Source organism: Pseudarthrobacter sp. H2 (genome assembly GCF_050157045.1).
Taxonomy (GTDB): Bacteria; Actinomycetota; Actinomycetes; order Actinomycetales; family Micrococcaceae; genus Arthrobacter.
On sequence record NZ_CP189594.1, the window covers coordinates 3,034,446 to 3,051,794 of the forward strand.

Here is a 17,349-nt window from a genome sequence, read left to right on the forward strand (position 1 = left end):
TGGGCCTGCGCCGGGCAGCCCGGCTAGTTCCGTGCGGCCCTGTCCAGGTCCGCCTCGCGCAGTTTCTGCTGGCGTTCCAGCCAGGGTCCCGCCGCGTAACCGATGACGACGCCGATTCCCACCTCGGCGGCCACGTACAGGGCCGTCCGGAGCGGGTCCGGGCCGATATCCGTCAGCCGCCCGACGCCGGCGGATCCGCGCGCCAGCCACGCGAGACCCGCTGCGAGCAGCCCGGCCACGCTGCCGATCATGGCGCCCAGGACGAGGGTGGACACGGCCGCGGTGAACCAGCGGGCACGGATCTTGATGGACAGCCACTCGTCGAAGTGGTTCTCCCCCTCGCGCAGGAACCACCAGCCGGCCAGGGCGCCGGCGAGCGCGGGCACCACGAGCGCGACGAAGCCGTAGTCCGGCGGACCGGAGGGCAGCGCCGCGAACAGCGGGATGGACGGCAGCGGCCCGACGGCCGTCCCGAGTGCCCCCGCCTGTGAGCCGATCCCCAGGGCGAAGCCCGAGCCTGAGGTCCAGGCGAGCGCGAACACCGCGAGGTTGGGCAGGAAGCCGAGCTGCGCGATGGTGAGGACGGCACCTCCCATGGCTCCGGCGTCGAGCCCTTCATAGACGGCGATCACGAGGTTCCAGTGGATGAAGATGTCGACGGCGAGCAGCAGGGCGGACAGCGTCAGGCTGGCCATCAGCGCCACGGAACCGGCCTTGACGGCGGAGCCCAGGTACGACCCGGCCCAGCGCGAGTGCTGGCTGGTGCGGGAAATCCAGTCCACCGCGTCGACGCCGATCAGCCGGCTCCACGAGGCCGCCTCGCGGCGCGCCCCGACCACCATGCCGAGCGCGAAGGGAACCACGGGGATCAGCGCGGCGGACCAGAGGCTGATGCCGACGTCGTCGGTGCGGCAGACGAAGCCCGTGGTCAGGCCGAAGCCGGCGTACATCAGCCAGGAGCCAAGCAGCGCCTGCCAGAGCTGGTCCGTGTAGGAGGCGCGGGCCAGCCGGCGGCCGGCCCGCCAGGCGAGGAGGAACGGGATCAGGGTCAGCCCCAGCGGGATGAGCGAGAGGGTGGCCGAGCCCGGGCGCGCCGCGGACCCTGCCGCTCCGGTGCCGGCGGTGTCCAGGAGCAGCGGGACGCCGTGGATCAGCAGCCACGCCTGGCCGGCCAGCCGCGCGAGCACGTCGAAGCCGCCGTTCTGGAAGCCGGCCGTGGCCCACACGGCGATGATCGGCGCGGCCACCACGAGGGCCGAAATGACGGCTGCCTGCGCGGACTCCAGCGCCCCCTGCAGCCCCAAGGGCATGGGAAGGCCACGTTCTCCGGTCTGATCAGCGCGCAGTTTCATCGTGTTCCATGGTGCCATGTGCGGGGCACGGCCAAGGTTCCGACAGGCTCAACACCCGGACCCGGCAGGCGCCGCCGCTGATCGACACCGTTCAATCCCTCTTTCCGACGGCGCTTTTTCCAGAGGCCCGCCGTAAAATTGGAATGTCCGCAATCAGTGGTTGGAGGCAGAAAATGACTACCGCATCCCCACATGCACACGGCGTTCACTTCGGTCGGACAGATGTTCAGAACGTCGGCATGGGTGTTGGTATCGTCCTGTTAGTCGTGGGCATCCTGGGGTTCATCCCCGGTATCACCACGCAGTACGGCGAACTGAGGTTCTTCGGACCTGATTCCAGGGCCATGTTCCTGAATCTGTTCCAGGTGTCGATGTTGCTGAATATCGTTCAGCTGGCCATCGGCGCTACCGGAGCAGCCATGTCGCGGAATGCCATGGGCGCCCGGAACTTCCTCATGGGCTTCGGCCTGCTGTACATCGTCCTTAGCGTTTACGGGCTCATTGTCGGCGTGGGGTCGGCGGCTAACTTCCTGTCGCTGAACATGGCGGACGACTGGACCCTTTTGGTGCTGGGCGTAGCAATGATTGGCGCCGGTTGGCTGATGTCGAGGCATATGGCCGACGACGCAAGGTAAACCCGGAAGTAATCACCGGGACAAAGGGAGCCGCGAATGAGTAACGTTTCATAGCAATCTGAAAATTCGTACTACCTGCTGGTGCAGGCGCCTCGCGGAAACGCAGCGGCTGCACCAGCTTCCTTGTGCCGGCGACATGCCTGCGACCTGCCTGCAACGGCGGTCCGGCCCGGCCGCGGTTCGTCCGGCCCCCATAAGTGCGCCCATTTGCCACAAACGGCCGCTAACCACCTCGCTATGCGGCCGTTTCCGGCAAATGGGCGCGCGCCCGGCCGGGTCACTGGGACAATGGACCATGACCGCCATCATCCTGGCCTGGGACCCGGAGCACTGGAACCGCTGGAATTACCCCGCAGCCGTCGATCGGGTCGCCGTTGCGGGGCTGCACATGGAGCCCTGGGACGTCGGCCGCCACCGGAACATCCGCTCCGGCACCGAAGCCTGGCTGCTCCTGCAGGGGCGTCACGGACGCGGGCTGATCGGGCACGGTGTCGTGGTCTCCGCGCAGCCGGAACCAGAACCGCTCTATGCCGGGCCCGATGGGACGGCAAGGCCCGTGATCGTGGCCTTCGACGCTCTCCTGTCCCTCGGCGACCAGATCGGCGACCAGATCGGCGACCCCCTCGGCGACCGGCTTCCTGACCAGCTCGACGTCGGCGTTCCCGAGGAGTCCGTGGCGGAGGGTCACCCGGACGGGACGCACGGCCCGGTGCTGACCGTCGGGCCGTCCGAGGAGGCCAGAATCCGGGCCCTCTGGACCGAGTTCGGGCGGCCGCCGGGACCGGACCCCACACAGCCCGCACCAGGCACCTACCCCGAGGGGGCCCTCACCCGGGTTCCGATAAACCGGTACGAACGAAGCCCCGAAGCCCGGCGCGCCTGCATCGCGCATCACGGCACCGGCTGCGCGGCCTGCGGGTTCTCGTTTGAAATCAGCTATGGCGCGATCGGCAAGGATTTCATCCACGTCCATCACATCGTCCCGGTCTCCCAGCTCGGCGGCGGCTACGAACTGGATCCGGTCACGGACCTCGTGCCGCTCTGCGCCAACTGCCACGCCATGGCGCACCAGGGCGTCAGCACACCGAGGACCGTGGCGGAACTGCGGCGGATCATCGCCGGAGCCGGATTCCTGGCCGGAGCGACGGTGACCCCCGAGGAGCTTGACGCCGAACGCGAGGCCCGGAGGATGCTGGGGCCGTAGCGGCGACCCGAGGGACGACGGGCCAGCCCAGCTGCCGCCACCAGTTGCGCCAGCTCAACTGCCACCAGCCCGGTTGCCACAGCGCGGTTGCCGCAGTACAAACGTCCACCGGCAAAAAAGCCGGGCCTGCTATGGACTTCCCGGCGGGGAGCCACACAGACTGTCTACAACAGCTGGCTCGGCGGCCGGCGTTTCCCGTATCCAGACCAGCCGGGGACCGCCAGCAGCCGCGTTGCTCTACGCCTTTTCCACCACAGTGAAAGGACCTGGTCATGCCGGACTTGTCAGGCTTCTACCCGCTGATTGCCACGCTCATCGGCGCGGTCGTCGTCGTCGCCGTCATCTGGCTGGCGACAAAGTTGATGTGGAAGGTGGCCGAGCCCAATGAAGCCCTCATCATCTCCGGGCTGACGCGGGGCACGCTGGACACCCGGGAGGGAATGGACTTCAAGATCGTCACCGGCAAGGGCGCCCTCGTGCTGCCCGGGCTCCAGACCGTGAGGACCCTGTCCCTGACCCTGAATGAAACCGAACTCAAGGTTTCCTGCGTGACGTCCCAGGGCATCCAGGTGATAGTCGAGGGTGTTGTCATATACAAGATCGGCGACGCCCCGCCCTTCATCGCCAATGCCGCGCGGCGGTTCCTGGGCCAGCAGCCCAAAATGGAAAGCCAGGTCTACAACGTATTTGAAGGGCACCTGCGCTCGATCATCGGCAGCATGACCATGGAGGAAATCATCCGCGAGCGCGACAAACTGGCGTCGCAGGTCCGCGGCGCCAGCGGGGTTGAAATGGAGAAGCTCGGCCTCGTGGTCGATTCGCTGCAGATCAAGGACCTGCAGGATCCCACGGGCTACATCCAGAACATCGCCAAACCCCATATTGCCCAGGTCAAGATGGAGGCCCGCATCGCCGAGGCCACCCGGAACCGTGAAGCGGCGGAAAAGGAAGCCGAGGCGGAGGCGCTGATTGCCGACGCCCAGAGCGTCTCCGCGATCCGGCAATCCCTGGCGCAGGCCAACGCCGAAAGGGCCAAGGCCAACGCCGCCCAGGCCGGCCCGCTCGCCGATGCCACCGCCCGCCAGCAGGTGGTGGTCCAGGAAACCGAGGTGGCCAAGCTCGAGGCGGACCGGGAGGAGCAGAAGCTCCAGACCACCGTCCGCAAGCCCGCCGATGCCAAGGCCTATGCCAAGCGGACCGACGCCGAGGGCCAGAAATCCGCCGACATCAGTGCCGCCGAAGCCCTGGCCCGGCGCACCGAACTCGAAGCCCAGGCCAACGCCCGGCGCACCGAACTCCAGGCCCAGGCCAACGCGACGGCGGCGGCAGCCGCGGCCGGAGCCACCCGCGTCACCGGTGAAGCGGAGGCTGCGGCCACGAAGGCCCGTGGTGACGCCGCCGCCTCCGCCATCAAGGCCAAGGCCCTCGCCGAGGCGGACGGCATCAAGGCACGCGCCGAAGCGCTCGGGACCAACCAGGAGGCCGTCATTTCCCAGCAGCTGGCCGAGACCATGCCGGCCATCATCGCGGCGGCGGCCGCCCCGTTTGCGCACGTCGGGCAGCTCACCGTCCTGAACGGCGGCGACGGCATCAACCGGATGATCGGCGGGATCCTGGCCCAGGTGGGCGATTACCTCCCTGCCCTCCGGTCCGCGCTCAGGAACGGCCGGGACGGAGCCAAGCAGCCGCCGAAAGCCCCGGATGCATAAGGACGTTGACCGGAGCCTGACGGGAAAGATCGGACGGGTCACCGGACCGATCGGGCCCGGCACCATCGGCGAGGTGATGCTGCCCTTCCGGGGCGGCACCAGCGCCTTCCACGCCCACCCCTTCGACAAGACCAGCGTTTTTGCCGTCGGTGAGCAGGTTCTGGTGATCTACTACGAGCCGCCCCAGACGGTCTACGTCGATGAACTCCCGGACGTCCTCCGGCACGACACCCACGGTTAGAAGCGCCAGAGCGAGTACGGCACGCTGGGCAGGTTTCCCGCCATCCAGGGGCGGTCCGAGCGCTCCGCCGGGACCCGGCCGCGGCCGTCACGCACCACCACCACCACCGTGCCGATGACACCGAGCAGGGTGACGGCGGCGAGGAGCAAGAGTACGACGACGATTGGCCCGGTCATTTCTGGAACACCTCTGACTCCAATTTTACGGCGGACGGGCCGCGTGTGCCGAGGGGTTCCTGCCTGCGTCAGCCCCGTTTCGCCGGCCACGTGGAGGTTTCCGGAAGTCAACGCGACCTCTGGACTGGGCGACGGCACCGGGCGTAGTCTGAGGCTCCGTCACCTCTGGGGGTTCATCGGATGGGAAGCAGCCTGCGGGATCGTTGCGGTCCTGCCGCGCGCGCCCTGATGCTTTCCGCGTTTCTTGCCCTGGCCTGGCTCGTCTGGGGTGCCGGAACCGCCGACGCCGCGCCGGCCGGTCCGGGATCCGGGCCCGGCGCCGTGCCGATCAAAGAAGTGCCCCTTCCGGTCGCCCCTCCGGCCCAGACGGCGGCTGCCCTGGCGCGCACCGCCGTTGCGGTTTTGAACCAGGCACCGGCTGCTGTCGCAACCGTGGCCGACACTGCCGCCCCGGTCCTCACCGAGACTGCCCCGGTCCTCACGGCTGCCGCCCCGGTCCTCAACCCGGCAGCAGACGTCATTGACCAGGCGTCCGGCGTCCTGCCGGTCTCGCTCCCCGTTCCCCCGGTGGTCCCGCCCCGGGTCCCGCTTGCCCCGACCACCGGCAATGAGGCCCGCCCGGCCACTGCACCGGCAACCGCACCGGCCACCCCACCGGACGCCGCGCTGCCGAAGCAAGCCGCGGCCGGCCTTGGCCAACGGACTGCGGGACCGGGCGACACCGCGGCGCAGCTGCCGGTTGACGCCGCTGCGGTCCGGGCATTGCCGGCAGCTGACGAATACCTCGCACCTTCCTCGCCACCAGCCGCCCCGCAGGATCCGGAGAAGCTGCCCTGGCTGTCCGCTCTGCAGGGCCCTGCAGGCTCCTCGTCCTCCGGACCCGGAGCCGGGCCCGGGGGCGGCGGTGCCCAGGCTGCAGGTGACGCCGCCGGATTCTGGAATCCCTTGGCCGCGAGCAGGAGTGCCCCGGTGCCGGACATGGCGCATGCTCCGGCAGCCGGTCCGTCCTTCGACCCGGGGTCTTCCCCTGACTGAATAAGGCCATCCCTGCCCTCTTACGGGCAGACAACGGCCACCGGCGCCCTCGGCGTACGGAATTCAAATTTCAGTCAGGAGAACAGTCATGTCAATCCACACCCCCTTGCTTCATTCCGTTTCCCTTGCCGCGCACCGCGGCTCCGCCCGGGCCGCCACCCATGCACCCGGTCGAGTCGGCAACTGGCCCGATCCGATGCGCCAACTCTGCAGCGTCGGTAACGGGCCGGACCCGATGCGTCGGTCCGGCGCCACAACTCCGCGCTGAGACCGGAAACCGGTTCGGAAGTTGCCCCGCACGGCCATGACGGCAGTGCGGGGCAACTTCGGCGCCCCAGCCGGCGTGGCCGGCCGGGATCTAGGCGTAACTGACCGAGGGGTCTTCGTGCTGGCGCTTTTCGGGCTGCCTTCCCTCGATCCCGCCGCGGCGGATGAGTTTGCCGGTGGGGGTCCGGCCGTCGACCAGGGTGCCGCGGAGGTAGGTTTTGCGGACGACGCCGGAGAGTGCTTTGCCGTCGTAGGGGGTGATGGGGTTCTTGTGCTTGAGTTTGGAGACGTCCACGACGTAGGCCTCGTCCGGGGCGAAGACCGAGAAGTCGGCGTCGTACCCAAGCGCCAGCTGGCCCTTGGTGGAGAGCCGTGCCAGGGCGGCCGGCTTCTCGGCCATCCAGGACACCACCTGTTCCAGGGCGATGCCGCGGTGCCGGGCCTCGGTCCAGATCAGGGACAGGCCCAGCTGCAGGGAGGACACCCCGCCCCAGGCCACGGCGAAGTCGCCGTTTTCCAGGTCTTTGAGGTCCAGGGTGGAGGGTGAGTGGTCCGAGACGATGCAGTCGATGGTGCCGTCCTGCAGGCCCTTCCACAGCAGCTCCCGGTTGGACGCCTCGCGGATCGGCGGGCAGCACTTGTACGCCGTGGCGCCGTTGGGGATCTCCTCGGCCATCAGGGTCAGGTAGTGCGGGCAGGTCTCCACGGTCAGGTGCACGCCGTCGCGCTTGGCGCTGGCGATCATCGGCAGCGCGTCCGAGGAGGACAGGTGCAGGATGTGCGCCCGGGCCCCGGTCCAGCGGGCCCGTTCGATCACCTCGGCGATCGCCTTGTTCTCGGCGCCGCGGGGGCGGGAGGCCAGGAACGTCGCGTAGTGGTCGCCGCCCGGGTGGGGTGCGTGGTCGATCGCGTGGGAGTCCTCGGCGTGGACGATCATGAGCGAGTCAAAGGACTTGAGCTCGGCCATGTCCTCTTCCATCTCGTCCGCTTCCAGGTGCGGGAACTCGTCCACGCCGGAGTGCAGCAGGAAGCACTTGAAGCCGAACACGCCCTCGTCGTGGAGACCGCGCAGCTCGGCCTTGTTGCCTGGCACGGCACCGCCCCAGAACCCGACGTCAACAAACGCCTGGTCCTCGGCCACGCTGCGCTTGAGTTTGAGGTTTTCCACGGTGGTGGTGGGCGGGATGGAGTTCAGCGGCATGTCGATGATGGTGGTCACGCCCCCGGCCGCCGCCGCGCGGGTCGCGGACGCGAAGCCCTCCCACTCGGTCCGGCCCGGCTCGTTGACGTGGACGTGGGTGTCCACCAGGCCGGGGATGAGGGTCTCGTCGTCGGCCAGGTCGATCGTTTCGGCGCCGGAGAGCCCGTTGCCCAGGGGTTCCAGGGCCACGATCTTCCCGCCCCGCACCCCCACTTCGCGGGCCGCGATCCCGGCGGTGGTCAGGACCCGCCGCCCCCGGATCACGAGGTCAAACTGGGGCTCTGTTGCGTCAGTCATTGGTGCTCACCTTTTCTGTGATGGATGTGGGGAACGGCCAGCCGGTCACCACTTTGGGTCGCGGCGCGGCGTAGGTGCGGACTTTCGAGGTGGACAGTCCCAGGCGCACCAGCGACTCCGCGATGGTGACCGCGGCTGCGACGCCGTCGACGACGGGGACGCCAAGCCGGGTCCGGATCCTTTCATCAAGGCCCGACATGCCGCCGCATCCGAGGACGATCACCTCTGCCTTGTCGTCTTCAACGGCGCGTTTGGCCTGGTCGAGGATGGCCTCGACCGCCCGCTCGGGGAATTCTTCGAGTTCGAGGACACCAAGGCCGCTCGCGCGGACGGAGGCACAGCGCGCATCCAGCCCGGCGAGTTTCAGCCGGTCCTCGATCAGCGGGACCGTCCGGTCAAGGGTGGTGACCACCGAGTATTTGTGGCCCAGGAACATGGCCGTGCTGGCCGCCGCTTCGGTGATGTCGACGACGGGGACGTCCAGAAGCTCCTGCAGCCCCTCCCGCCCGTGCTCGCCGTAGCCGGCCTGGATGACGGCGTCGAACGGTTCCGGGTAGGCGAGAACGGCGTCCATGACCGCGATGGCCGCAAGGTAGCTTTCAAAGTTGCCCTCGCAGGAGTCGGCGCCGAACCGGGGTGTCAGGCCGACGATCTCCGTCCCGGGGGCGGCGGCCGCGCGGGCCTGGGCGGCAATTGATTCGGTCATGGACGCCGTGGTGTTGACGTTGGCGACGAGGATGCGCATGGTGTCCTTCGGGTCGGGTCGGGTGGGGAGGTCTCGGGGCCGGGCCTTCCTGAGGGGAGTGCCCGGCCCCGCGGATTGTGGGATCTTGACCGGGGTCCTAGTGGAGGCTGGGGACGGCGATCGGTTCGCCGGACACGTCGTGGAACGTCCTGTTGCGGTCCGCGATGAGGAAGTAGGCGATGGCTCCGATGCCTGCGCCGATGAACCAGGAGAACGCGGCCGCCGGTGCCAGTGCCGGGATGAAGGCGATGAGGAGCGAGATGACCGCGGCCGGGATGAAGGCTGCGACGGCCCGGGTGTTGACGCCCTTCCTGTAGAAGTAGGAGCCGTGGCTGATTTCCGTGTAGAGCTCGGGGACGTTGATCCGGGTCTTCCGGATGAGCCAGTAGTCGGCCATGATGACGCCGAACAGCGGGCCGAGGAGGGCGCCCAGGCCGCCGAGGAAGTACACGATCACGGCGGGGTTGTTGTACAGGTTCCACGGCAGGATGACCAGGCCGATGATGGCGCTGACCAGGCTGGCGCGGCGGAAGTCGAGCCGTTTGGGCATGAGGTTGGTCAGGGCGTAGATGGGGGCGACGAAGTTGGCCATCAGGTTCACCGCGATGGTCAGGACCAGGAGAGCCAGCGCCGCTGCCACCAGGAGGAACGTGTTGGGGATGGACTGGACGATGTCGGAGGGGCTGCCAATGATGGCGCCGTTGATCTTGAACTGGGCCCCGGTGATGACGACGACGATGAGGCCGAAGAAGAGCATGTTGATCGGGATGCCCCAGAAGTTGCCCTTGATGATGGATTTGCGGGTGGTCGAGGCACGGGTGAAGTCGCAGAAGTTCAGGACGAAGGTGGCGTAGATGGAGACCCAGAGGGCGCCGCCGGCGAAGATTTCGCGCCACATGGCATCTCCGGTCAGGGCATCCTTAGTCGAGAGAGCGATGGAGCCGCCGGCCTGGAGGAACATCCAGATGGCGAGGCCTGCCATCGTGACGAGGATGATCGGCCCGGCGAAGGCCTCGTACTTGCGGATCATGTCCATTCCGTACCGGACGATGATGACCTGGACAATCCACAGGGACAGGAACGACACCCAGCCGAGGGTGGACAGGCCCAGGATGTCATTCTTGTCGAGGTCCGCCAGTCCCGGAACCAGCGCGATGAGCAGAACCCTCAGGACCAGGGATGCCAGATAGGTCTGGATTCCGAACCAAGCGATCGCGACGCCGCCACGGATGAGTGCGGGAATCTGGGCGCCGTGGATGCCGAACGCGATGCGGCTCATGACGGGGAAGGGGACACCCGTCTTGTGGCCCATGAAGCCCGAAAGGGTCAGGAGCAGGAACAGCAGGACGGCGCCCACACCGAGGGCCAGCAGGATCTGCCAGGCCCCGAGGCCCAGCGCGAAGAGCCCGATCGCGAAGCCGTAGTTCCCCAGGCTGTGCACGTCGTTGGCCCACAGAGTGAAGATGCTGTACGCGGTCCACCGGCGTCCGGCCATCTTCGTCGGGGCAAGATCCTGGTTGTAGAGCCGGGCGCTTGTCGGCGACAAGCCCAGGGCCTCAGCACTGACCGGCGGCTCGTGCATGATGGGGTCGTGGTGCTCATGGTGGTGGTGCTCATGGTGGTGGCCCATGGTGTCCTCGGGAATGGCTACATCGATTGGGCGGGTCGTTTCCGGCACCAGATTCATGGAAAAGCCTTTCTGGAATTGAAGAAATTTTGGGTATGCCAAATGCCGCATACAAGCAGTGGGGCTGTGGTTCCGGCTTCCGGGGGTCAGCGCGCCAGGAGATGGCAGGCTCTCAAGCAGGAGGGAAGCGGGGATCCGTCTTAATTCGTGCGGTGTCAGCACGGTGGCGGAGGCGGTGCCGCCTGTATATCTGAACCGGTCAGCTGCGGGGATCTGCCCACGGCGGTCGGGGTCTGAAGGCGCCGCCGGGGCGATCAGAGCTGTTCAGGAGGAGGCGCGCCGGCGCCGTATTCCTCCGGGCAGGGGCCGAACTCGCTTTCAGCCCTGCAGGTTGTGGGATGTACATGGAACTCAGACCAATCACTTGGATTCCGCCCACATCGTTGAGGACGTAAAACCACAGTAAGCCAGATCACACCATTTCACAATAGGATAACTAAATTCCACAATGCGAAAACCGGGCGAGAACCCGGGCCTTCGTGTTAACCCACTCTTCCCCTCCCGGCCACACCCGCTCCCCCGGCCCGACAGCCACCGCACGCACCGTGGAGGGGTGAGGATCGCAATTGTGGCCGAATCATTCCTGCCATTGATGAACGGGGTAACGCACTCGATCCTGCGGGTCCTGGAGCATCTTCAGGAGCGCGGAGACGAGGTGCTGGTGATCGCGCCGTCCACGCAGGACACCGAGGTCCCGCACGAGGTGCTTGGCGCGTACATCCACCGGCTCCCCTCGGTGCCGCTGGCCGGGTATGCGAATGTACGGGTGGCGTTGGGCGGTGTGTATCGGGTCAAGCGAATCCTTGCCGATTTCGCGCCCGACGTCGTCCATCTGGCGTCCCCGTTCGTGCTCGGCTGGCGGGCGGTACAGGCCGCGCACCAGCTGGGGATCCCCACGGTTGCCATCTATCAGACCGAGGTTCCCGGTTACGCCGGCCGCTATGGCGTGCCGTTCCTGGAGAACTGGGCCTGGAACCGGGTGGAGCACATCCACGTGCTGGCATCCCGGACCCTCGTGCCCTCCACCTTCGCGCTCAACCAGCTCCGCGGCCGCGGCATTCCGCGGGTGGACATGTGGCGGCGCGGCGTGGACACGCAGCGGTTCAGCCCGGAGAAGCGCGACGGCGGCTGGCGGGCCGCCGTAGCGCCGGACGGCGAGCGGATCATCGGCTATGTGGGCCGGCTCGCGGTCGAAAAACAGGTGGAGGACCTGGCAGTGCTGGCAGATGTCCCCGGCACACGCCTGGTGATCGTGGGCGACGGCCCCCAGCGGCCGGCCCTCGAGGCGGCGCTGCCGGACGCGGTGTTTACCGGGTTCCTCGGCGGCGAGGAGCTGGCCCGGGCGGTGGCATCCTTCGACCTGTTCGTGCACCCCGGCGAGTTCGAGACGTTCTGCCAGACCATCCAGGAGGCCATGGCATCGGGCGTTCCGGTGGTGGCCACGGGCCGCGGCGGCCCGCTGGACCTGGTCGAAAACTCCCGCACCGGCTGGCTGTATAAGCCGGGCGACCTGGCCGGGCTGCGGGCACGCGTGATGGACCTGATGGGCGACGACGCCAAGCGCCGCGCGTTCGCCGCGGCGGCCCACACCTCGGTCCAGGGCCGGACGTGGTCGGTCCTGGGCGCCGAACTGGTCCAGCACTACAAAGAGGTGGTCGACGCCGACGCCGCGAAGGCGGTACAGCGACGCCGCGGGGATAGGATTCGGATATCCCCGACGCCGCTGTACTGACGCCGTCGGATCCAAAACCTGTCAGCCAGAAAGCGGGAACCATGCGCCTCGAAGAGGTCATCGAACAGTTTCGTGAAGCCGTGAACCGGTTTGCCAAAGGCGACCCGGAACCCGCCAAGGCTGTCTTTTCCCACCGCTCCGATGTGTCCCTGGCCAATCCGTGGGGCCCGCCGGTGGTGGGCTGGAAGAAAGTCGCTGAGGCCCTCGATGCCGCGGCTGCCCGGTTCCGAGACGGAGAGGTAACCGCCGTGGATCCCCTGACCCGGCATGTCACGCCCCATCTCGCCTGTTTCCTGGACATCGAACACTGGCAGGCCAGGATCGGCGGCGGCGACGCCATCTCGTCCCTGGACCTGCGGGTGACCAGCATTTATCGCCCCGAAGGCACCACCTGGGCGCTCGTGCACCGCCACGCGGACCCGCTCCCCACACAGCAGGGACACTGAACAGGCCAACCATCCCTACACATTGTCGCCTCCCCCTGACGCGGGTGACGCGGCGGCGCCCCGCACCACATATGATTCAGAAGGCGCAGCCCGCCCTGCCTACCGAATCAGATGTGGTGCGGCGGCTGCATTTTCCGTATCCGTCGCTTGGGGGCAGGCAAACACTTTGGACGCTGATTTCGCACAAGTACTGCTGGAGCACAGCCCGGACGCGCTGCTGCTGCTCGACCCGGACGGAACCATTTCCTTCCTGAACCTGGCCGCGGAGCAGCTCTTCGGCTACCCCCGCGCCCGGCTCCTCGGCGCCGACTCCGGCCTCCTGCTGGCCGAGACCTGGCGTGAGGATTTCCGCGCCGTCCTGGCCGGTCTGGCGGCCACCGCCGCCCACGGCTCCCGCACCCTGACCGGTTCCGGCCGCCGCGCCGACGGCACCGAACTCCGGGTCGAGATCACCTGCTCGCTGGTCCCGGCCGGCCCGGATTCCGCCCCCGCAAGGCAGCCCGTCGCGCTGTCGGTCCGCGGTGTGGGAACCCGGCCGGACTCCCCGCCCGCCGCCGGTTCAGGCGCCGCGGCAGGAGCCGCGGCGCACCGCCGTCGTACTGCTGCTGCTTCTGCTGTTTCTTCCCCTGCGGGGGCTGCCGCGTTCGCCGAACACGATGACCGGCTCAAGGCCGGGGTGCTGCGTGATCCGCTGACCGCGCTGCCCAACGGGACCCTGTTCAATGAGCGGCTGGCCGCGGCGCTGCGTCGGGCGGATCCGGTGGACATCCTGCTGCTGGACCTGGCCGACGTCGGGAACCTCAACAACACGCTGGGGTGTTCGGCCGCCGATGAGCTCCTGGTGGAGGTCGCCGGCCGGCTGCGCAACTGCGTCCGCCCGCACGACACGGTGGCCCGCCTCGGCGCGGACGAATTCGGGGTGCTGCTGACCGATTGCCTCAACGCGGACGCGGTGGCCGCGCGGGTCGCCGCGGCCGTGCAGGAGCCGCTGCTCGTCGGCGGGACCCTGGTGCGGCCCGGCGTGAGCATGGGGCTGGCCTCCCAGACCGGCCAGACTGCGGACGGCGCGGAACTGCTGCGGCAGGCGGATGCGGCCATGACCGCGGCTAAGACAGGCGGCCCGGGCACGTGGCTGCGCTTCCTGCCGGCGATGCTGGACACTGCGGCGCACCGGCCCGACGGCGGGACCGGGCTCCGGCGCGCCGTCGAGCTGGGCCAGATCTCGGTGCACTACCAGCCGGTGGTGTCCCCCAGGCTTGGCTCGGTAGTCCAGTTCGAGGCCCTCGCGCGCTGGCAACGGCACGGCCGCGTGGTTCCGCCCAACCAATTCCTGCCCGCGGCGGAGCAGAGCGGACTGATCCGCGAAATCGGCGACGAGGTCCTGCGCCGCGCCTGCGCCGAAATCCGGCCCTGGCTGACCGGCGATGCCGCCTACAGCGTTGCGGTGAACGTCTCCGGCCTGCAGTTCCAGCACCGCGACTTCGGCACGGACGTGCTTGCGATCGTGGCGTCAGCCGGGGTGGATCCGCGCCAGCTCATGCTGGAACTGACCGAGAGCGTGTTCTTCGACGCCGACTCCGACGTGTTGCGCCAGCTGCGCCAGCTTCGCGAGGCCGGCGTGCGGATCGCGATGGACGACTGCGGCCCCGGCTACGCGTCCCTGGACCGGCTCAGGGAGCTGCCGCTGGACGAGGTCAAGATCGACCGCTCGTTCGTCGCGATGATCAGGACCGGCCAGGAACGGCTGCCGTTTTTCACCACGATGATCACCGCCGCCCACGGCCTGGGCCTGTTGGTCACGGCCGAGGGCATCGAGACGCCGGCCCAGGCCCAGTACCTGATGGACCGGGGCTGCGATTCCCTGCAGGGCTATCTGTTCGCCAGGCCGGCCCCGGCGGGTGAGCTGGCCGGGACGATGGAAAGTGCGCTGGACGCGATCGGCAGGGTCGAGCGGCCGCGCTGAGTTCGGCGGCTAGGCCCGGTGGCCGAGCTCAGCCCCGGTGATCGAGCTCAGCCCCGGTGGCCGAGCTTGTCGAGATCCCGGCTGACCATTTCCTCGCTGCGGTCCCACAGCTCCCGCGCCAGGTCCGCGTCGTAGGCCTGCTTGTTGGCCTTCGCCAGCGCCCGCTTGGCGTAGTACGCGCCGGAGACCCAGTCCTGCCCGGGCTTTGCCGTGGCGAGCCAGACGAGGGTGTCCGCGCCCTGTTCCGGGCGCAGCAGGAACCGGTTGAGGAAGGTCTTGTACGCGTGCCGCATGGGGCTCGAGGATGCGGCCGCGAAGTTGGTGGCCACCACGCCGGGGTGGAAGGCCGCCGTCGTGATTCCCTCGGCGCCGTAGCGGTGGTGCAGTTCGGCGGTGAAGAGGATGTTGGCGAGCTTGCCGGTGCCGTAGGCGCGGTTGGTGGAGTAGTTCCGCGCGGAGTCGAGGTCGTCCAGGTCCAGCCGGCCGAAGCCGTTGGCGGCGCTGGAGGTGTTGATGACGGTCGCGTTGCTGGCCGTCAGCACGTCCATCAGCTCGGTGGTGAGCAGGAACGGGGCGAGGTGGTTGACCTGGAAGGTCAACTCGCAGGCGTCCACGGTGAGTTCGCGCTGGCCCATGATCCCGCCGGCGTTGTTGGCCAGGACGTCGATCCGCGGGTACTTCTCCAGCAGCTGCGCGGCGAGGGCACGCACCTGGGACAGGTCAGCGAAGTCGCTGACGAAATAGTCCGCACCGATTTCTGTTGCGAGCCGCTCGGTTTTTTCCGCGGAACGCCCGACGACGACGACCCGCTCCCCCTGTTTGCTCAGGGTCCGTGCGGCGGACGCGCCGATGCCGTCGCTGGCTCCGGTGATGACGATGGTGCGTGCGGCCATGAAGTGTCCTTCGAAGGGAGGCGGTGGCGACCTTGTCCAAATCGAACCAGGTCCCGCCCGCACAACGAGGTCCGGCCGGGTTATGTTCCCCGGCCGGACGTCGCTGCTCCGGTATTGACCGGATATTCCGGGCGGCTACAGCCTCAGTGCCGGCCGCAGGCTCAGCGCCGTCCCGGCGTTGAGCAGCTTGGGCCCGATGCCCAGCATTTCTTCGGTTGTCCGCAGCAGCGAGTAATGGCTGTAGGAACCTTGGATAACAGTGCCCGGGACCACGGACGGAGCCACCACGAAGTTGGGCACCGGGGTGTCCTCGTCGAAGAGCACGAAGACCGCTGTTCGTCCGCCCTGGTAGCTTTGGCTGGCCAGGATGACCGGCAGCCACTGGGAAAGCCAGGTGTCGCCCGTGGCGACGCTGCAGTCGTGCATGTCATTGCAGACATTCGGGACGATGAAGGAGAAATTCGGCAGGGTGTTGTTGGCGAGGTCCCTGGCCAGGTTTCCCGAACTGGTAGTGCCCATCGGCACGTTGTTGGTGGCGCAGGCGGCCCTGTCCCCCGGCCCCTGGTAATAGATTTCGGGGTTGTGCCGCTCTGCATACAGGCCCGACGCGCCCAGTTGGCAATTCGATGGCATGGATTCCATGTAGCTCTTCTCCGACTGGCCCGTTGCCCTCACCTGCCGGAAGATGTTGTCGGCCGTAATGGGCGGCAGGCCGCTCGGGTTCGAATCCGATGTGACGCCCTGTGTGCTGCCCGATGTCATGGCCAGATAGTTCGGCAGCGAGGGCAGGCCCAGACCGGCGTCGGTCCAGGTGGACACCGAGGCGCACTGCCTCGCCGTCTGCGTCATGTACGGCGCGCTGGCGTTGCCGATGACCTGCGAGTACGTCTTGTTCTCGAAGAGCACCCAGATGACGTGGTCGTAGGTGGCCGGCGGTGTTGTCGTCGTGCCGCAGGGGTTTCCCGGCGGTGGTGGCGGGGGCGGCGGCGGTGGCGGGGGTGGCGGCGGGGGTGGCGGCGGCGTTGCATTCGTAGTCAGGATCAGCTGCGGCCGCTGTGAGGTGGTCGACGTCTCCTTCGAGCTGTAGATGACGCCATCGGAGGACGTGTTGCTGATGCGGAAGGAGTACGTGCCGTCGCCCTTGATGACGCTGGACAGGTCAAACTCCACAACCGTATTCACGGCTACAGCACCCTTTGAGGCCACCACCGTGGTTTCGGCGACCGGCGCGTTGTTGAACGTCACCGTGTTTTCGCTCCAGGCGTTGTTAAGTACCCGGCGGATCTGGCCACCCGAGTTGGACGGATCAGTCGCGAATAGCCTGAGTTTGGCGCCGGTTACGGTGCTGCCCGCGGTCCCGGCTACCGTGAACTTGATGAACACCATCTCGACCGGCGAGTTGTCGGCCTTCAGGCCGGTTGCCGTGCCGAAGTTGATGGTGGGGCTGTCACGCTTCACCACGGCATCGGCCGTGGCAGAAAAGGTCAGCGTGGCTGCTTCCGCGGGGCTCCCGACGAGGGAAACTCCGGCCGCCAGCAACAGCGCTGTTCCCACGGAGATCCATCGGTGCCGCCACGACGCGCGGCTCAGCCGTAGCCTCCTGGTGTCGTTCTTGCCGGACGCGAATCCAGGTTTGGGTCTCATCGTGGGGCCTCCTAGGTCCTATCCACGCACCCCCCGATGCTGCTGGCACCCTGCGCTTTAACAGTCCGCAGGGCTCCAAACGCTATCCGCCAAAACACCCACAGCAGTTGCTCGTGAGCGGA

The 17,349-nt window shown here is 67.9% G+C and carries 15 protein-coding genes; 8 read left to right on the plus strand and 7 right to left on the minus strand.

Going from position 1 to position 17,349, the window contains the following annotated elements:
* Window positions 1-23 precede the first annotated feature (23 nt).
* A complete protein-coding gene (locus tag ACQCSZ_RS14235) occupies window positions 24-1,352 on the minus strand; it encodes a DUF6350 family protein (RefSeq protein ID WP_427004404.1) in 1,329 nt (442 codons plus the stop codon).
* A 173-nt stretch (window positions 1,353-1,525) separates the two neighbouring features.
* On the opposite strand from ACQCSZ_RS14235, the gene ACQCSZ_RS14240 reads away from it, so the two are divergent.
* The 4 genes from ACQCSZ_RS14240 (at window position 1,526) to ACQCSZ_RS14255 (ending at window position 5,141) form a co-directional block, all read left to right on the plus strand.
* Window positions 1,526-1,987 carry a DUF4383 domain-containing protein gene (locus ACQCSZ_RS14240; protein WP_427004405.1) on the plus strand — a complete coding sequence of 154 codons (462 nt, stop codon included), beginning with the start codon at window positions 1,526-1,528 and terminating at the stop codon, window positions 1,985-1,987.
* Between the two features lie 295 nt (window positions 1,988-2,282).
* Window positions 2,283-3,191, plus strand: a complete 909-nt coding sequence (locus ACQCSZ_RS14245) for an HNH endonuclease (RefSeq protein ID WP_427004406.1) — start codon at window positions 2,283-2,285, stop codon at window positions 3,189-3,191.
* Window positions 3,192-3,463: 272 nt separating this feature from the next.
* On the plus strand, window positions 3,464-4,900 hold the full coding sequence (locus tag ACQCSZ_RS14250) for an SPFH domain-containing protein (RefSeq protein ID WP_427004407.1): 1,437 nt from the start codon (window positions 3,464-3,466) through the stop codon (window positions 4,898-4,900).
* Complete coding sequence (locus ACQCSZ_RS14255; RefSeq protein ID WP_427004408.1) at window positions 4,893-5,141, plus strand: hypothetical protein; 249 nt, start codon at window positions 4,893-4,895, stop codon at window positions 5,139-5,141. Before ACQCSZ_RS14250 ends, ACQCSZ_RS14255 begins: the two co-directional genes overlap by 8 nt.
* Here the strand turns inward: ACQCSZ_RS14255 and ACQCSZ_RS14260 are convergent.
* Window positions 5,138-5,317 carry a hypothetical protein gene (locus ACQCSZ_RS14260; protein ID WP_427004409.1) on the minus strand — a complete coding sequence of 60 codons (180 nt, stop codon included), beginning with the start codon at window positions 5,315-5,317 and terminating at the stop codon, window positions 5,138-5,140. The genes ACQCSZ_RS14255 and ACQCSZ_RS14260 overlap by 4 nt on opposite strands.
* A gap of 228 nt (window positions 5,318-5,545) precedes the next feature.
* Here ACQCSZ_RS14260 and ACQCSZ_RS14265 point away from each other — a divergent pair, with 228 nt between their 5' ends.
* Complete coding sequence (locus tag ACQCSZ_RS14265; protein ID WP_427004410.1) at window positions 5,546-6,352, plus strand: hypothetical protein; 807 nt, start codon at window positions 5,546-5,548, stop codon at window positions 6,350-6,352.
* Window positions 6,353-6,710: 358 nt separating this feature from the next.
* Here the strand turns inward: ACQCSZ_RS14265 and allB are convergent, their stop codons facing one another.
* The 3 genes from allB to ACQCSZ_RS14280 form a co-directional block, all read right to left on the minus strand.
* On the minus strand, window positions 6,711-8,117 hold the full coding sequence (gene allB / locus ACQCSZ_RS14270; RefSeq protein ID WP_427004411.1) for an allantoinase AllB: 1,407 nt from the start codon (window positions 8,115-8,117) through the stop codon (window positions 6,711-6,713).
* Window positions 8,110-8,862 carry an aspartate/glutamate racemase family protein gene (locus tag ACQCSZ_RS14275; protein WP_427004412.1) on the minus strand — a complete coding sequence of 251 codons (753 nt, stop codon included), beginning with the start codon at window positions 8,860-8,862 and terminating at the stop codon, window positions 8,110-8,112. Before ACQCSZ_RS14275 ends, allB begins: the two co-directional genes overlap by 8 nt.
* A gap of 97 nt (window positions 8,863-8,959) precedes the next feature.
* Window positions 8,960-10,444, minus strand: coding sequence for an NCS1 family nucleobase:cation symporter-1 (locus tag ACQCSZ_RS14280; RefSeq protein WP_427008349.1), 1,485 nt, complete (start codon window positions 10,442-10,444; stop codon window positions 8,960-8,962).
* 658 nt (window positions 10,445-11,102) lie between these two features.
* Here ACQCSZ_RS14280 and ACQCSZ_RS14285 point away from each other — a divergent pair.
* The 3 genes from ACQCSZ_RS14285 to ACQCSZ_RS14295 all read left to right on the plus strand — a co-directional run bounded on the left by ACQCSZ_RS14285 (window position 11,103) and on the right by ACQCSZ_RS14295 (window position 14,690).
* Window positions 11,103-12,281, plus strand: coding sequence for a glycosyltransferase family 4 protein (locus ACQCSZ_RS14285; protein ID WP_427004413.1), 1,179 nt, complete (start codon window positions 11,103-11,105; stop codon window positions 12,279-12,281).
* A gap of 41 nt (window positions 12,282-12,322) precedes the next feature.
* Window positions 12,323-12,727 carry a YybH family protein gene (locus ACQCSZ_RS14290; RefSeq protein ID WP_427004414.1) on the plus strand — a complete coding sequence of 135 codons (405 nt, stop codon included), beginning with the start codon at window positions 12,323-12,325 and terminating at the stop codon, window positions 12,725-12,727.
* Between the two features lie 166 nt (window positions 12,728-12,893).
* Window positions 12,894-14,690 carry a putative bifunctional diguanylate cyclase/phosphodiesterase gene (locus tag ACQCSZ_RS14295; RefSeq protein WP_427004415.1) on the plus strand — a complete coding sequence of 599 codons (1,797 nt, stop codon included), beginning with the start codon at window positions 12,894-12,896 and terminating at the stop codon, window positions 14,688-14,690.
* A gap of 47 nt (window positions 14,691-14,737) precedes the next feature.
* Here ACQCSZ_RS14295 and ACQCSZ_RS14300 read toward each other — a convergent pair whose 3' ends face one another.
* On the minus strand, window positions 14,738-15,583 hold the full coding sequence (locus tag ACQCSZ_RS14300; RefSeq protein WP_427004416.1) for an SDR family NAD(P)-dependent oxidoreductase: 846 nt from the start codon (window positions 15,581-15,583) through the stop codon (window positions 14,738-14,740).
* A gap of 135 nt (window positions 15,584-15,718) precedes the next feature.
* The gene (locus tag ACQCSZ_RS14305) at window positions 15,719-17,227 is read right to left on the minus strand and encodes a DUF7594 domain-containing protein (protein ID WP_427004417.1); all 1,509 of its coding nucleotides are present in this window, start codon (window positions 17,225-17,227) and stop codon (window positions 15,719-15,721) included.
* Window positions 17,228-17,349: the final 122 nt, after the last annotated feature.

Bases quoted from the DNA above. Each gene is read 5' to 3' on its own strand.
- ACQCSZ_RS14290 (WP_427004414.1), top strand. From the start codon at position 12,323: ATGCGCCTCGAAGAGGTCATCGAACAGTTTCGTGAAGCCGTGAACCGG.
- ACQCSZ_RS14300 (WP_427004416.1), bottom strand. From the start codon at position 15,583: ATGGCCGCACGCACCATCGTCATCACCGGAGCCAGCGACGGCATCGGC.
- ACQCSZ_RS14255 (WP_427004408.1), top strand. From the start codon at position 4,893: ATGCATAAGGACGTTGACCGGAGCCTGACGGGAAAGATCGGACGGGTC.
- ACQCSZ_RS14265 (WP_427004410.1), top strand. From the start codon at position 5,546: ATGCTTTCCGCGTTTCTTGCCCTGGCCTGGCTCGTCTGGGGTGCCGGA.
- allB (WP_427004411.1), bottom strand. From the start codon at position 8,117: ATGACTGACGCAACAGAGCCCCAGTTTGACCTCGTGATCCGGGGGCGG.
- ACQCSZ_RS14240 (WP_427004405.1), top strand. From the start codon at position 1,526: ATGACTACCGCATCCCCACATGCACACGGCGTTCACTTCGGTCGGACA.
- ACQCSZ_RS14275 (WP_427004412.1), bottom strand. From the start codon at position 8,862: ATGCGCATCCTCGTCGCCAACGTCAACACCACGGCGTCCATGACCGAA.
- ACQCSZ_RS14260 (WP_427004409.1), bottom strand. From the start codon at position 5,317: ATGACCGGGCCAATCGTCGTCGTACTCTTGCTCCTCGCCGCCGTCACC.
- ACQCSZ_RS14305 (WP_427004417.1), bottom strand. From the start codon at position 17,227: ATGAGACCCAAACCTGGATTCGCGTCCGGCAAGAACGACACCAGGAGG.
- ACQCSZ_RS14250 (WP_427004407.1), top strand. From the start codon at position 3,464: ATGCCGGACTTGTCAGGCTTCTACCCGCTGATTGCCACGCTCATCGGC.
- ACQCSZ_RS14245 (WP_427004406.1), top strand. From the start codon at position 2,283: ATGACCGCCATCATCCTGGCCTGGGACCCGGAGCACTGGAACCGCTGG.
- ACQCSZ_RS14280 (WP_427008349.1), bottom strand. From the start codon at position 10,444: ATGCACGAGCCGCCGGTCAGTGCTGAGGCCCTGGGCTTGTCGCCGACA.
- ACQCSZ_RS14235 (WP_427004404.1), bottom strand. From the start codon at position 1,352: ATGAAACTGCGCGCTGATCAGACCGGAGAACGTGGCCTTCCCATGCCC.